Source organism: Micromonospora marina (assembly GCF_900091565.1).
GTDB lineage: Bacteria > Actinomycetota > Actinomycetes > Mycobacteriales > Micromonosporaceae > Micromonospora > Micromonospora marina.
Genome location: NZ_FMCV01000014.1, coordinates 1 through 14,640, shown reverse-complemented (window position 1 = coordinate 14,640; position 14,640 = coordinate 1). Strand labels below are relative to the sequence as shown.

General features: G+C 73.9%; 14 protein-coding genes and 1 tRNA gene. 11 read left to right on the top strand and 4 right to left on the bottom strand.

Features of this window, described 5'->3' with window-relative positions:
* Positions 1–14 precede the first annotated feature (14 nt).
* The 7 genes from GA0070215_RS17230 to GA0070215_RS17200 all read left to right on the top strand — a co-directional run bounded on the left by GA0070215_RS17230 (position 15) and on the right by GA0070215_RS17200 (position 6,533).
* Complete coding sequence (locus GA0070215_RS17230) at positions 15–728, top strand: uracil-DNA glycosylase (protein WP_091047363.1); 714 nt, start codon at positions 15–17, stop codon at positions 726–728.
* Between the two features lie 20 nt (positions 729–748).
* Positions 749–1,480: a DUF4129 domain-containing protein gene (locus tag GA0070215_RS17225; protein ID WP_018786184.1), complete on the top strand. Its 732-nt coding sequence runs from the start codon at positions 749–751 to the stop codon at positions 1,478–1,480.
* On the top strand, positions 1,477–2,061 hold the full coding sequence (locus GA0070215_RS17220) for a hypothetical protein (RefSeq protein WP_018786185.1): 585 nt from the start codon (positions 1,477–1,479) through the stop codon (positions 2,059–2,061). The genes GA0070215_RS17225 and GA0070215_RS17220 overlap by 4 nt, the downstream gene beginning before the upstream one ends.
* Complete coding sequence (locus GA0070215_RS17215) at positions 2,061–3,059, top strand: AAA family ATPase (protein WP_018786186.1); 999 nt, start codon at positions 2,061–2,063, stop codon at positions 3,057–3,059. Before GA0070215_RS17220 ends, GA0070215_RS17215 begins: the two co-directional genes overlap by 1 nt.
* Positions 3,059–4,420, top strand: a complete 1,362-nt coding sequence (locus GA0070215_RS17210; protein ID WP_091047360.1) for a DUF58 domain-containing protein — start codon at positions 3,059–3,061, stop codon at positions 4,418–4,420. Before GA0070215_RS17215 ends, GA0070215_RS17210 begins: the two co-directional genes overlap by 1 nt.
* Before the next feature lie 114 nt (positions 4,421–4,534).
* Positions 4,535–5,098: a hypothetical protein gene (locus GA0070215_RS17205; RefSeq protein WP_018786188.1), complete on the top strand. Its 564-nt coding sequence runs from the start codon at positions 4,535–4,537 to the stop codon at positions 5,096–5,098.
* A gap of 103 nt (positions 5,099–5,201) precedes the next feature.
* On the top strand, positions 5,202–6,533 hold the full coding sequence (locus GA0070215_RS17200; protein WP_018786189.1) for an NAD(P)/FAD-dependent oxidoreductase: 1,332 nt from the start codon (positions 5,202–5,204) through the stop codon (positions 6,531–6,533).
* Positions 6,534–6,609: 76 nt separating this feature from the next.
* Here the strand turns inward: GA0070215_RS17200 and GA0070215_RS17195 are convergent, their stop codons facing one another.
* Positions 6,610–8,439, bottom strand: a complete 1,830-nt coding sequence (locus GA0070215_RS17195; protein WP_091047355.1) for a DUF6311 domain-containing protein — start codon at positions 8,437–8,439, stop codon at positions 6,610–6,612.
* A 90-nt stretch (positions 8,440–8,529) separates the two neighbouring features.
* Here GA0070215_RS17195 and GA0070215_RS17190 point away from each other — a divergent pair.
* The 4 genes from GA0070215_RS17190 to GA0070215_RS17175 all read left to right on the top strand — a co-directional run bounded on the left by GA0070215_RS17190 (position 8,530) and on the right by GA0070215_RS17175 (position 10,835).
* Positions 8,530–8,610: transfer RNA gene (locus tag GA0070215_RS17190), tRNA-Leu, on the top strand.
* A 111-nt stretch (positions 8,611–8,721) separates the two neighbouring features.
* On the top strand, positions 8,722–9,570 hold the full coding sequence (locus GA0070215_RS17185) for a Bax inhibitor-1/YccA family protein (RefSeq protein WP_091047352.1): 849 nt from the start codon (positions 8,722–8,724) through the stop codon (positions 9,568–9,570).
* A gap of 125 nt (positions 9,571–9,695) precedes the next feature.
* Positions 9,696–10,454: a Bax inhibitor-1/YccA family protein gene (locus GA0070215_RS17180; protein ID WP_091047641.1), complete on the top strand. Its 759-nt coding sequence runs from the start codon at positions 9,696–9,698 to the stop codon at positions 10,452–10,454.
* Between the two features lie 60 nt (positions 10,455–10,514).
* Positions 10,515–10,835 carry a hypothetical protein gene (locus tag GA0070215_RS17175; RefSeq protein WP_018786193.1) on the top strand — a complete coding sequence of 107 codons (321 nt, stop codon included), beginning with the start codon at positions 10,515–10,517 and terminating at the stop codon, positions 10,833–10,835.
* Between the two features lie 96 nt (positions 10,836–10,931).
* On the opposite strand, the gene GA0070215_RS17170 is transcribed toward GA0070215_RS17175, so the two are convergent.
* From GA0070215_RS17170 to GA0070215_RS17160, 3 genes are read right to left on the bottom strand one after another with little or no spacing between them, the layout of a single operon-like run.
* Positions 10,932–12,416: a CYTH and CHAD domain-containing protein gene (locus GA0070215_RS17170; RefSeq protein WP_091047348.1), complete on the bottom strand. Its 1,485-nt coding sequence runs from the start codon at positions 12,414–12,416 to the stop codon at positions 10,932–10,934.
* 40 nt (positions 12,417–12,456) lie between these two features.
* Positions 12,457–13,719, bottom strand: a complete 1,263-nt coding sequence (locus GA0070215_RS17165; protein WP_091047345.1) for an acetyl-CoA C-acetyltransferase — start codon at positions 13,717–13,719, stop codon at positions 12,457–12,459.
* 57 nt (positions 13,720–13,776) lie between these two features.
* Positions 13,777–14,589 (bottom strand): SGNH/GDSL hydrolase family protein, encoded by an 813-nt coding sequence (locus tag GA0070215_RS17160; protein ID WP_091047341.1) that lies wholly within the window; start codon positions 14,587–14,589, stop codon positions 13,777–13,779.
* Positions 14,590–14,640 lie beyond the last annotated feature (51 nt).

Below are 14,640 nucleotides of genomic sequence, written 5' to 3'. Positions count from 1 at the left end.
GTACCCCGCAGGACGTGGTCGCCCGCGCCGACCGGGCGGCCGACCTGGCCGACCTCGACGGCGCGGTCAGCGACTGCTTCGCCTGCCCGCGCCTGGTGGCCTGGCGGGAGGAGGTGGCCCGGGTCAGGCGGGCCGCGTTCCGCGACCAGGACTACTGGGGGCGGCCGGTGCCCGGCCTCGGCCCGCCGGACGCACGCATCGCCATCCTCGGCCTGGCACCCGCGGCGCACGGCGGCAACCGCACCGGCCGGATCTTCACCGGGGACCGGTCCGGTGACGTGCTGTTCGCCGCGCTGCACCGCGCCGGGCTGGCCAACCAGCCGACGAGCGTGGCCGCCGACGACGGCCTGACGTTGCGGGACACCCGGATCTTCGCCGCCGTGCGGTGCGCGCCGCCGGACAACAAGCCCACCCCGGCCGAGCGGGACGCCTGCGCGCCGTGGCTGCACCGCGAGGTCGAACTGATCCGGCCCACACTGCGCGTCGTGGTCGCGCTGGGCGCGTTCGCGTGGGCCGCGTGGTGGCCGGTGTTACGGCAGGTCTACGGGTGGCGACCGCCCACACCGCGACCGGTGTTCGGTCATGGGGCACACTGGTCCGGCGAGTCGGTGCCGGCGTTGCTGGGCTGCTATCACGTCAGCCAGCAGAACACGTTCACCGGCCGGCTCACACCGGCGATGCTGGACGACGTGTTCACCCGGGCGAAGGACCTGGCCGGGGTGGACTGAAGAACACCTGAGGCGGTGGGATGGATTTCGGCGTACTGCGTAGGTGGTGGCCGGTCGCCGCGGTGACGGTGCTGCTCGCGCTCGCCGCGTTCGCCGCCGGTCACTCCGCCATCGGGGCCAGCCGGATCCCGCCCGTCGCCGACACCATCCCGTACGTTCCGGACTACCCGTCGCCCGAGGCGGTGCCGTCGATCCCCGTCGAACCCCGCGACGCCGGTGAGCCCACCTCGGGCGGTGTGCCGGGCTGGCTGGCGACCGCCGCCCTGGTGTTGTCGTCAGCGGCGGTGCTGGTCGCTGTCGGGTACGTCCTGTGGAACGTGCTCCGGGGCGCGCTGCGTCGCACCACCCGCGCGGTGCCGGTGCGACGCACCAGGCGTACCGCGGAGGGGACCGCCCGTGAGGTGGTGGCCGCGCTCGACGCCGGGCTCGTCGAACTGGACGACCGCTCCACCGACCCGCGGACCGCCGTGATCGCCTGCTGGGTGCGCCTGGAGGAGGCCGCCGAGGACGCGGGCGTGCCCCGGCGCACCGGCGACACCCCGACCGACCTGGTCGGTCGGCTGCTGCGCGGCGATCCGGCGGCCGGCATCCCGGCGATCGCCAGCGCCGACGTGCTCGACGGTTTCGCGCGCGTCTACCGGGAGGCCCGGTATGCCACGCACCCGGTCGACGAGCACACCCGGGACCAGGCCCGCGCCGCGTTGCGGCGGCTGCGCGGCGAGCTGACCAGCCTGGCGGGTGAGGCGTCGTGAGCACCAGCATCGACGAGCTGCTCTCGTTCGGCGAGGAGCCCGCCGGACAGGACGTCCGGCCCTCGGGCGGCGGCCGGGCGCGCCTGCTGCTGCGGACCGTCGCGGCCACCGCCGCCGTCGTCGTGGTGGTCGTGGTCGGGCTGCGCGCGGTCGGCCTGAAGGTGCCGATCTGGATCGTCGTGGCGGGGGTGCTCGCCGTGCTCGCCGTACGCCGGGTCACCACCGCGCTGTCACCACCGCCGCCGTCCCGCACGGGTGCCCGGGTACCCGCCGGTGAGGAGCCCGGCACCTGGAACTGGTCCGCGCGGGACGCGCTGCGTACCGCGATCAACGGCTGGGAGCGTCCGCTGGACTGGTGCGCCGGCAACCAGGAGCGGTTCACCGAGCGCGTCCTGCCCCGCCTCGGCGAGCTGGCCGACGAACGGCTGCGCCAGCGCCACGGGGTCACCCGTGAGTCCGACCCGGCCCGCGCCCGGGCGGTGCTCGGCGAGCCACTGTGGACGTTCCTCGCCATCCCCGTCCGCCGCCCTCCGTCGCCGCGCGACCTCGCGGCGATCGTCGCCGAACTGGAGAAGATCTGATGAACGACGTGGACCGGAGCATGCCTCCCGCCGAGGTGGGCCGGCTCGCCCGGACCGTCCTGGACGCGGTCGGCACCGTCGTGGTCGGCAAGCGGGACGCGCTGGAGCTGGTGCTGGCCGGCATCCTCGCCGGTGGTCACGTGCTGCTGGAGGATCTGCCCGGCCTGGGCAAGACGCTCACCGCGCGTTCCTTCGCGCAGGCGCTCGGGCTGGACTTCCGGCGGCTCCAGTTCACCCCGGACCTGCTGCCCGCCGACGTGACCGGCTCGTTCCTCTACGACCAGAGCAGCGGCGACTTCGCGTTCCGGGCCGGCCCGGTGTTCACCAACCTGCTGCTCGCCGACGAGATCAACCGGACGCCGCCGAAGACCCAGTCGGCGCTGCTGGAGGCGATGCAGGAGAAGCAGGTCTCGGTCGAGGGCGTGACCTATCGGCTGGACGAGCCGTTCCACGTGCTGGCCACCGCCAACCCCATCGAGTACGAGGGCACGTACCCGCTGCCGGAGGCGCAACTCGACCGGTTCCTGCTGCGGGTGTCGTTCGGCTACCCGAGCCACGACGAGGAGTGGGACGTGCTGCGCCGCCGGATCGCCCGCCGCCGCGAGGAGGCGGAGATCAAGCCGGTGGTGGACGCCGCCACGCTGCGCGCCATGCAGGCCGCGCTGGAGGACGTGGTGGTCGAGGACTCGGTCGGCCGGTACATCGTGGCGCTCACCGCGGCGACCCGCGAGCACCCCTCGGTGCTCGTCGGCGCGTCCCCGCGCGGCTCGCTGGCGCTGCTGCTGCTGTCCCGGGTGCGGGCGGTGCTCGCCAACCGCGACTACGTGGTGCCGGAGGACGTCAAGGCGGTGGCGGCGCCCGCGCTCGCGCACCGGATCACGCTGCGGCCGGAGATGTGGCTGCGCCGCGTCGACCCGTCGTTCGTGGTCGGCGAGGTGCTGGACTCCACGCCCGCGCCGGCCAGCGGCGCGCTGCCCAGCTACGCCGCCGGCCGCTGATGGACCGGGCCGACGCGGCGAGCGGCTGGGCGCCCACCTGGGCGCTCGGCCGGGCCGTGCTGCTCACCGGCGTGCTGCTCGTCGCGGCGGTGCTGCTCGGCCGCATCGACCTGGTGGTGCTCGCCACGCCGTTCGCGCTCGGCACCGCGTACGCGTTGCGCCGCCGTCCCGCCGCGCTGCCCGAGCTGGAACTCGGTGTCGGGGACACCCACCTGGTCGAGGGCGCGCCGCTGGCCGCCACCGTCGCGGTGGCCAACCCCGACCTGGTCGGGTACGACCTGGCGGTGGTCCGGACCCGGATGTCGCGCTGGCTGCGGGTGGAGCAGGTCGGCTTCGGCGGCGCCGGGGTGGACGTGAGCCGCTCCGGGGGCGCGGACCGCCCGTTCGTCACCTCGGTACCCCGGGGCAGCGCCGTCGACCTGGAACTGACCGGCACCGCCCTGCGGTGGGGACGGCACCCGATCGGCCCGGCCGGGGTGCGGGTCGCCGCCGCCGACGGTCTGCTGGTGTCCCGCGCGATGGTCACCGACCCGATCCGGGCCCGGGTCTATCCGCGTACCGAACCGTTCGACGCGGTCGAGGCGATGCCCCGGGCCGCCGGGCTGGTCGGCGCACACCGCTCGCGGCGGCCGGGCGAGGGCGGCGAACTCGCCGGGGTGCGCGTGTTCGCGCCCGGCGACCGGCTGCGCCGGATCGACTGGCGGGTGTCGCTGCGGGCCCGGCAACTGCACGTCGCGGCGACGCTGTCGGACCGGGACGCCGAGGTGGTGGTGCTGCTGGACGTGCTGGCCGAGGCGGGCCGCTCCGGTGGCGTGAACGGGACGGCGTCGGTGCTGGACACCACGGTCCGGGCCGGCGCCGCGATCGCCGAGCACTACCTGCACCGCGGCGACCGGGTGTCGATGCTTGAGTACGGCCCGGCCGCGCGCCGCCTGCGTCCGGCCACCGGGCGGCGGCAGTACCTGACCGTCCTGGAGTGGCTGCTCGACGTGCAGGCCGAGTCGTCCCCGCACGAGCCGTACGACCAGGTCTTCGGCCCGCAGGTGCTCTCCTCGGACGCGCTCGTGGTGGTGCTCACCCCGCTGCTCGACGAGCGGTCCGCGCAGATGCTGGCCCGGCTGGCCCGCGGTGGGCGGTTCGTGGTGGCGGTGGACACGTTGCCGGCCGAGCTGCCGGTGCCGAAGGAGCGGGGCTGGGCCGAGGTCGCGTACCGGCTGTGGCGGCTGGACCGGGACACGATGATCGGCCAGCTCCGCGAGCACGGGGTGCCGGTGGTGCGCTGGGCCGGCGCCGGCAGCCTGGACGAGGTGCTGCGCGACGTGGCCCGGCTGGCGACCGCCCCGAAGGCAGGGTTGCGGTGAGCGCGAGGAACGCAGCGGAGCGGAGTCCCGCAGTCGCGAACGAAGAGGCAGCCCGGTGAGCGCGAGGAACGCAGCGGAGCGGAGTCCCGCAGTCGCGAACGAAAGGCCGGCCCAGTGACGGATGCCCTGGTGGAGCGGGTACGGGCGCTGCGGTTCGCCGCCGCCCGGGTCAGCCCGCTGCCGCTGCTGGTACGCGGCGGCATCTTGCTCACCGTGCTCGCGGGCTTCCTGCTCGCGTACCCGGTGCAGGCTTTCACCGCGCGTTCGCTGCTGGCCCTGACGGTGGCCGCGGTGCTGCCGGCGGTCGGGCCGCGCCGGATCTGGCCGACGTTCACCGCGCTGGTGACCGTCGGCGGCTGGCTGCTGGCCACGTTCGGCTTCGACCGGCCGCCGGCGCTGTGGCGGCTGCTCGCCGTGGCGACGCTGCTCTACCTGGCGCACTCGCTCTGCGCGCTGGCCGCGCTACTGCCGTACGACGGGCTGATCGACCCGGACGTGGTGTTGCGGTGGCTGGGCCGCGCGGGTGGCGTGGTGCTCGCCAGTGCCGTGCTCGGCGTGGTGCTGGCGTGGCTCGGGGGAGTGGGCGGGACCGACGGCTCACAGGCGGCGACAGTGGTGGGGCTGCTGGTGGCGGTGGGGCTGAGCGCGCTGCTGGGCTGGCTGCTCCGGCGCAGATGACGCAGCGCTCCGGGGACGTTGCGCAGGTCACACCGGTTGTGCTCCGTCACAGATGGGGGTCTCGGGCGGGATTACCCGAAGCACCCGGGGAAAGATAGATGACGTGAACCCGAAGCGGATCCTTGTCGTGGGTGCCGGTCACGTGGGCCTGTACGCCGCTCTGCGCCTGTCCAAGAAGCTGAGCAGGCGTGAGGCCGAGGTCATCGTCGTCGACCCGCAGCCGCACATGACGTACCAGCCGTTCCTCCCGGAGGCATCGGCGGGCAACATCTCCCCTCGGCACGCTGTGGTGCCGCTGCGGCGGGAGTTGCGTAAGTGCACCGTGGTGGCGGGCACCGTCACCCGGATCGACCACGACCGCATGACTGCCGTGGTGCAGCCGATCAGCGGCCCGGCCCGGGAGATCCGGTACGACCACGTGGTCGTCGCGCCCGGCTCGGTCTCCCGCACCCTGCCGATCCCCGGCCTGCACGAGAACGGCATCGGGTTCAAGACCATCGGCGAGGCCATCTTCCTGCGCAACCACGTGTTGGACCGGCTCGACGTGGCGGCCTCCACCACCGACCCGGCGGTCCGCAGCCGCGCGCTGACGTTCGTCTTCGTGGGCGGCGGCTACGCCGGCATCGAGGCGCTCGCCGAGATGGAGGACATGGCCCGGGACGCGCTGCGTTACTACCCGGAGCTGAAGCCGGAGGACATGCGCTGGGTGCTCGTCGAGGCGACCCAGCGGGTGCTGCCCGAGGTCGACCGGGACATGGGTGCCTACACGGTGCAGCAGCTGATGAAGCGGGACATGGACATCCGGCTGGACACCCGGCTGGAGTCCTGCGTCGACGGTGTGGTGACGCTCTCCGACGGCGACAGCTTCCCGTCCGACACGATCGTCTGGACGGCGGGTGTGAAGCCGTCGCCGATGCTCGACGCGACGGACTTCCCGCGTGACGAGCGCCGCCGGGTCACCTGCCGGCCGACGCTGCAGATCGTGGACGGCGACCGGGTGGTCGAGGGCGCGTGGAGCGCCGGTGACTGCGCCGCCGTACCGGACCTGACCAAGGAGCCTGGTAACTTCTGCTCCCCGAGCGCGCAGCACGCGGTGCGGCAGGCGGCGCGGATGGCCGACAACATCGCGAACGTGATCCGCGGGCGCGAGCCGGTCGACTACAAGCACAAGCACGCCGGCAGCGTGGCGAGCCTCGGCCTGTACAAGGGCGTGGCGCAGGTCTACGGCATCAAGATGACCGGCTGGCCGGCCTGGTTCATGCACCGGACGTACCACATGTCGCGGATCCCCTCGTTCAACCGCAAGGTGCGCGTGGTGGTCGACTGGACGTTGGCGTTCGTCCTCAAGCGTGAGGTGGTCGCGCTGGGCCAGCTGCACGACCCGCGCGAGGAGTTCGCCGAGGCGTCCGCCCCGCCGGTCGCCGCGCGCGTCTGACGCCCTTCGCGACAGGGCCCTTTCCGTACGGGAGGGGCCCTTCGCCGTGTCCGGGGCCCGGAACCGCCGCCCGGCCTCAGAACCGCCAGGTCCACGCGTCGGCGAGCCGCACTCCCGGCCGCCCGTAGAGCTGCTCCAGGGTGCGGCGCAGCAGCTCCGCGTGCGGTGTGTCGTCGGTCACCACCACGCACGAGGCGTGCCAGAACTCGACGTCCCGGGCGGCCTGGCGGCGTTGCCGGTCACCGACCGCCGGTGCCACGCCGCGGCGGGCCACGTCGGCGAGCAGCGCCGAGGTGGGTCGCTGCCAGGTGCCCATGGTGGCCGAGCCGTCCGGGCCGTACGGGCCGATGAAGAAGCCCTCCGGCATGGCGAAGGCGACACCGGTGGCGGTGGCCCAGCGCATCGGCCAGGGGTCCTGCGGCGTGGCGGCGGGCACCGGCACCAGCACCCCGCCGGGGCGTACGCACTGCCGCCAGTGTCCGCCGGTGACGAACTCGGGCAGCGGCGGCCGGTCCATCGTGGGCAGCGGGGTGGGAAAGACGCTGAGCAGCGCCGCGCCGGCCGCGACCGGGACGATCCGGCGGGCCCGGCCGGATTCGCCGAGCGCCCGGTGCACGGCGAGGGTGAGCACGGTGCCGGCGAGCGGCAGCACCGCCAGCGCGAAACGCGTCGGCAGTGCGCCGTCCACCACCGGCAGCCCTGCCAGCAGCGCGTACGGGCCGGGGATCCCGGTCCGCTCCCCGCCGGCCATGACCTCCGGCCCCAGCGCGAGCGCGGCCATCGCCAGCGCGCCGGCCACGAGCGCCACCACCGGGGCGCGCCGGCCCAGCCAGACCGCGCAGCCGACGGCGACCAGCAGCAGCGGCCAACCCAGGAACGTGGTGAACTCGGCCGGGCCGGTGGTGAGCCGTACCGCCTCCGGGTCGCCGAACACCGTCAGCGCGGACAGACGGGTCCAGCCGACCAGGTCGGCGGAGAAGTAGGCGGGCGGGAAGATCCCGTCCGCGACGCCCTGCGGGCCGGCGAACTGCACCCACAGCGGGTACGCCAGCACCGGCAGCGCCAGCCCGGCGGCGGCGAGCAGCCCTCCGGCGAGCCCGGCACCGGCCCGGCGCAGCAGGTCCCGGTCGGCCAGCCCGTACGCGACAGCGGTCACCGCCAGGGTGAGTGCGGCGAGGAACAGCACCTCCTCGCCGACGAAGACCTGCGCGGCGACGACTGCGGCGAGCCCGACCGCCGAGGACGCCATCCGGCGGCGGTCCGGGCCGTCCGGGCGACCGGCCGGGTCGGCGGCGCGCAGCAGCCGGACCACGAGCCAGACCAGCACCGGGACCAGCCACTGCGCGGTCATGTGCAGGTGCCCGTTGCTCTGCGAGACCATCCCCGGCCCGAAGCCGCAGAGTGCCGCGCCCAGCCCGGCGGCGAGCGGGCGGGCCCGCAGGACGCGGGTGAACAGCAGGTACCAGGCCAGCGCGGTGCCGGCCAGGTTGAGCGCGACCAGCAGCGCGAACGTGACCGGCGCGCCGAACGCCAGCGTGACCGGGGCGAGCAGCACGCCGAGCGCGACGACCGAGGTGTTCGCCATCAGGTTGACCCCGTCCGGCGCGTTCAGGCGGTCGCTGACCAGGCTCAGCTCACCGCGCAGGGCACGGGCGTCCAGCGCCAGGAACCACTCGTACAGCGTCTGGTCGGCCGGGTTCAGCGAGAGCACCCGTGTGCCCGGCGCCGGCCAGAGGCCGTGGGTGAGCCACCCGGCGAGCGCGACGAAGGCCAACCCCACGAGCAGGTCCGCGCGGTGCCGCCGGACGGCGGCCGTCACCCGGCGCGTGACCGCCGCCGGGCGGGCCGCCCCTGCGCGATCGGACCCGGGGGCCGTGCGGGCGGCGCTGGTCACGGCCTCGACCATAACGGCCCCACCTGTCGGGGTACGCCGCGTCGCGGCCGAGCCGCTACGGTGAGATCTGCACCCGCGCGTGTCGACGCGCCGGTGTCACCCGCCCGGGTGGTGGAACGGCAGACACGGCCGCCTTAAAAGCGGCTGCCGCAAGGCGTGCGGGTTCGACCCCCGCCCCGGGCACGTGAACTCTCAGGTTTCCCACAGCTAGCCGTAGCGCGCGCGATTGCGCCCACGTCTACCCTGGAGTAGCACGTCTTTCGTGCGATCGACCCCCTGAGGGAGGCCTGAGAAGTGAAGACCTCGAACCCGGTGCTCGCCCGGCTCGGCCAGGCGGCAGAGCGTGAGCGGGCGGCCGGGTACGCCCAGCCCGGGCCGTACGGTCAGCCCGGATACCCCCAGCAGCAGCAGTTCCCCCAGCAGCCTTATGCCCAGCCCTACCCGGGCGGCTACGGCCAGCCGGTGGCCCCGCCCACCGTGACCCCGATGACCCTCGACGACGTGGTCGTCAAGACGGTCCTCATGCTCGCCATCCTCGGTGCCTCCGCCGCGGCGGCCTGGGTGCTCGTACCGGACGCGCTCGCCGGCCCGGCCTGGATCGGCGCCGCTGTGGTCGGCCTCGTGCTCGGCCTGATCATCTCGTTCTCGCGGATGGCCAACCCGGCGCTCGTCGTGGCGTACTCGATCGTCGAGGGCGTCTTCGTCGGCATGGTCAGCAAGGCGTTCGAGTCGCTCTACGACGGCATCGTGCTCCAGGCGGTCGTGGCCACGTTCGGCGTCTTCTTCCTGATGGCGATGATCTACAAGGCCCGGATCATCCGGGCCACGCCGAAGTTCGCCCGGATCATGGTGGCGATCATGGCCGGCCTGTTCGGCGTGATGCTGGTCAACCTGGTGCTGGCGCTGTTCGGCGTGAACACCGGCCTGCGCGACGGCAGCCCGCTCGCGATCGGCTTCAGCCTGGTCTGCATCGTGGTGGCGTCGCTGAGCTTCGTGCTCAACTTCGCCGACATCGAGGAGGGGGTCCGGATGGGCCTCCCGCAGCGCTACTCCTGGACTGCCGCCTTCGGCATCGTGGTCGGCCTGGTCTGGCTCTACATCGAGATCCTGCGGCTGCTCAGCTACTTCCAGGGCGACGACTGACATCACGCCCTCCCCGACGACGCCCGCCTGCCGCATCCGCGGCGGCGGGCGTCGCCGTTTTCCCGTCCCCGCCGCGCCGCCCGGGGCAGAGTGGGATCCGGGTACGTGGGCGGGAGGTGGTCACGGTGCGCAGTGCCAACCCGGTGCTGGACCGGCTGGACGACGTCGGCCGCGCCGAGCGGCAGGTGCTAGGGGTCGGGCCCGCCGACGCGATGACTGTGGCCGACGTGGTCAGCCGGACCGTGGGACTGCTGCTGGTCACCGGCGTCACGGCGGCGGTGTCCTGGGTGGTGGTGCCGCAGGCCGCGTGGATCTCCGCCGCGCTCGCCGGAAGTGCTCTGGCCAGCCTGGCCCTGGTGCTCGTCATCTCGCTGAAGCAGATCACCAGCCCGCCGGTGATCGTCGGCTACGCGGTGCTCCAGGGGTTGCTGCTCGGCGTGGCCAGCCGCGCCTTCGAGATGGTGTATCCGGGGATCGTGGCGCAGGCGGTGGTCGGCACGTTCGGCGTCTTCCTCGGCATGGCGGTGCTCTACCGGGCCCGGCTGGTGCGCGCGACCCCGCGCCTGGCCCGGCTGGTCATCGGCACGCTCGTCGGGATCGTCGCGATCGGCCTGGTCAACCTGTTCGTGTACCTGTTCACCGGGCGGCAGGGGGCGGTCGTCTACAGCCTGAGTGACCGGGTGGGCTGGTTGCCGTACCTGTTCTCGGTGGTGGCGATCATCGCGGGCGCACTCAGTTTCGTCCTCGACTTCGATCTGGTCGAGCGGTCGGCCGCGAACCGGCTGCCCCGACGCTACGCCTGGTACTGCGCGTTCGGTCTGCTGGTCGGGCTGATCTTCCTGTACTGGCAGATCCTCCGCCTGCTCAGCTACGTACGCCGCTGACGGCGGCTTCGGGCGCCTGTCGCCGCGTCGTGGCCCGGAGCCGCCGTAGACTCGGCGGCGATGAGCGCAGCGGAACTGGACCGGGCGGTGACCCTGCTGGTCCGACAGGTCGGGCACTGGCAGCAGCCGCGCTGGTCGGCCAAGGCCGACGGCGGCAACGTGTCCCGGGCCGACCTGGTGCACAAGCTGGTCCAGGAGATCGCCAATCTGGCCGCCGACGCGGCCGGTGAGCCGCGCCGCGAGGTGCCCCGCCTGCCCAGCGACCTGGCCCTGCCCGACCAGCTCCGCGTGGTGGCCGCGGACCTGATGCTCGCCGCGCCCCCGGAGCAGGTCCTGGCCGAGGCCACCGCGCAGGTAGCTCGAACCCGCGCCGCCCTCTGACTCCGCCCCGCCCTTCGTCGCATTGATCATGAGGTTGGCGGCGACAAAACGGACGCGAATCCGCGTCAACTCTATGATCAACACGAGCGGGGACGGTCAGGGCTCGAGCCAGCGGCGTACCTTGCGGCGTCTTGAGCGGTCGCGCGCCCGCAGGACCGCGGGGCGGTCGTGGCCGGCGGCCTCGGCCTGCCCCGCGTGCAGCAGGCCGTAGGTGAACGTGTTCTCGCCGTCTGCGTACGCCTGAAGGGCCTGCCGCCGCAGCACCTCCCGGGTGACTACCGAGTCCTGATGGGTACCGAGCAGATCCTGGAGCGCCTTGAACTGCTTCACCAGGCGGGTGGTCCGCTTGCCGGCGGCCGGTTCGCGCACCTCCACCGCGTAGCGGGCGGCCTTGAGTTTCTTGCGTGCCTCGTGCAGCGCGGCGTCCCCGTCCGGCCCGGTGACGGCGAGCGAACAGTCCAGCCGCTCGTCGGCGCGGCGCACCGACCGGCGGATCCGGCGGTCGACCCAGCGCCGGCCGACATCGGCCGCAGGGGCGCCGGCCAGCCGGTCCAGACGGGCCAGCAGTTCGGGGTAGCGGTCGGAGTCCAGCGCGGACCGCAGCGCGGTGGTCGCCTCGGCAAGATCGGCGGCGAACCGTTCGCCGATCCGCGCCGCGACCGGACCGAGCACCAGCTCGTCCGGCAGCTCGTGCACCGCCTCGGTGAGCCGCGCGGCCATCACCTGGCTGTCGCGGACCCGGCCCAGCTCCCCGCCGAGGCGGCGCAGCTCGGCCCGCACCGCCTCGCTCTCCCGGCGGTCCCACAGACCCCGGAAGGTACGCAGCGTCGCCCGCAACCGGCGGGTCGCCACGCGCATGTCGTGGACGGCGTCCTCGTCCCCCTGGTATGCGGCCGCATGGTTGCCGACGATCGCGTCCCGCTGCGCCCTTACGTACGCGAGGACCGGTGCCGCCGGACCGTCCGGTTCCCGGTCGTCGAAGCGCTCGATCCGGCCGGCCACGGCCCGGTGCGACTTGCTGACCGCCACCTCGCGGGCACCTGCCGCGCGCAGCCGCCCACCGAGCGCGTCGAGCAACGCCTCGTCGCCCTCGACCAGCTCGATCTCGATCTCGTGCCAGGTCCGCGCGGCACCGTCCACCAGGTCCTCGGACCGGACGTCGTCCTCGGCCAGCTCGGCCAGCACCCGGCCGTCCGCGCCCAACAGCCGGTGTTCGCGGCGGCGGTTGACCACCCGGGCCGCCGGTGCGACAGGGTGGCCGCGCGACGCGCCCCGGATCAGCGCGACCAGCTCGGGCGGCGGACCGTCGTCGGACGCCCCGGCCGGGAACTGGTGCTCGACCCGGGTGCCACCGACCGCGCCCACCTTGAGATGCCAGCCCGCGTCGTGCCCGCCGGTACGCCGGCGCAGCGCGTGTCCGCTGCGCAGCAGGAGAAGGTCGCCGGTGTCCCAGTAGACGGCGTCCAGATCCGAGACGGTGGCGTCGGACATGGTCACGACGCCACCGCACCCGGTCAGGTCGGGCATCCGGAAACCCTCGTCGCCGGAGTACTTGCGCTCACGTTCCACGACGGTCGCCATGCGGTCTCCCGTACCCGGCCCGCGCTCCGGCGAACCGGTCTCAGCTCAGTCGTTCGAGCACCATCGCCATGCCCTGGCCACCGCCGACGCACATGGTCTCCAGACCGATGGTCTTGTCGTGCCACTCCAGCGCGTTGAGCAGCGTGCCGGTGATCCGGGCGCCGGTCATGCCGAACGGGTGGCCGACAGCGATCGCGCCGCCGGAGACGTTCAGCTTCTCCTCCGGGATGCCGAGCTGCCGGTACGACGGGATCACCTGGGCGGCGAACGCCTCGTTGATCTCGACCAGGTCGACGTCGTCGATGGTCATGCCGGCCCGCTTCAGCGCCTGCTTCGACGCCTCGACCGGGCCCAGACCCATGATCTCGGGGGAGAGCGCTGTGACGCCGGTCGACACGATCCGGGCCAGCGGGGTGAGACCCAGCTCGGACGCGCGCCCGGCGCTCATGATCACCACGGCGGCGGCGCCGTCGTTGAGCGGGCAGCAGTTACCCGCGGTGATCCGGCCGTCCGGGCGGAACACCGGCTTCAGACCGGCCACCGCCTCCAGCGTCACCCCGGCACGCGGGCCGTCGTCGGTGCTGACCACGGTGCCGTCCGGCGTGGTGACAGGGGTGATCTCGCGGGCCCAGAAACCGTCCGCGATCGCCTTCTCGGCGAGGTTCTGGCTGCGGACGCCGAACGCGTCCATGTCCGCACGGGTCACGTCGTACACCTGGGCCAGGTTCTCCGCCGTCTGCCCCATGGCGAGGTAGATGTCGGGGAGCTGCCCGGTCTCGCGCGGGTCGGTCCACACCCCGGCACCCCCCTGGGCGCGGGCCGCGGAACGCTCCCGCGCCTCGGCGAAGCGGGGATTCTCCCAGCCGCCGCCGACGAGCGCCTGCGCCTCCGGCGGCAGCGTGTCCGAGTTGCCCCGGGCGTACCGGGAGACCATCTCCACACCGGCGGAGACGAACACGTCACCCTCACCGGCGCGGATCGCGTGCATCGCCATCCGGGTGGTCTGGAGCGAGGACGCGCAGTAGCGGGTCAGCGTGGCGCCGGGCAGGCCGTCGAGGCCCATCAGGGTGGCGACCACCCGGGCCATGTTGAAGCCCTGCTCGCCGCCGGGCAGACCGCACCCCAGATAGAGGTCGTCGATGGTGGCGGGATCGAGCGCCGGGACCTTGTCGAGAGCAGCCTGGACGATGGTGGCGGCGAGGTCGTCCGGGCGGACCTCGCGGAGGGAACCCTTGAACGCGCGGCCGATGGGGGACCGGGCGGTGGCGACGATGACGGCGTCGCGGGGCGACTCAATCGGCATGAACCAACGTTAACGCGCGAGTAACATGCCGGGAAGTCGCGAGGCGGGCGGGAAATGTCACCCCGTGGGCGGCTGCCGGCGGTGCCGGAACGCGACAGCAGCCGCCGCCTCGACCGCCGGGAGCAGGGCGTGCGCCCACACCCGGTAGCCGTCCGCCGACGGGTGGAAGCCGTCGCGGCACAGCGTGCCCGCATCCGCGCGGAAGACCGGGCCGGTCTCGGTGCCCAGGTCGACAACGGTGCCCCCGGCGTCCAGCACGGCCGCCGTCTGGGCCCGCGCCATCCGCCGCCCGGACCAGCCGAGCACCTGACGCAGCGGCGCGGCGACCGCGCGTACCGCGCCCAGGTCGGGACACGTGCCCACGACCACCTCGACGTGCGCCTCCCGCAGCCGGCGTACCGCCGAGCCGAGATAGGCCGCCGCGTCACCGGGCCGGACCATCGCGGTGGCGTCGTTCGCCCCGATCAGCACCACCGCCACGTCCGGCGGCTCGCCGAGCAGCGCCCGGGCCACCTGGGTCGCCAGGTCGGTGGCGCGCGAGCCGGAGACACCCACGCTGGACAGCTGCACCCGGCGGCCGGCCGGCCCCTCGGCGAGCAGGTTGGCCAGCTGACCGCCGATCGTGTCCTCGAACCGGTCGACACCCACACCGAGCGCCGACGAGTCGCCCAGCAGCACCAGCCGCAGCGGAGGCGCGTCCGCACGGCCGACCGTCGCGCGCAGCACCAGACCCAGCTCGGGCTGGGCGTACTCGCGGCTACGGGCGACGATGGCCTGGCCGGCGAGGACCGCCGCGCCGCCCACCGTGCCGGCCAGCAGCGACAGGGCCGCGGCCCGGCCCCAGCGGCCCACCTCGGTCCGCTCGCTCATGCCGTCACTCCGCTTCGCTCCGTGCCGTCATGAGGCACCTTTGCGCTGAGC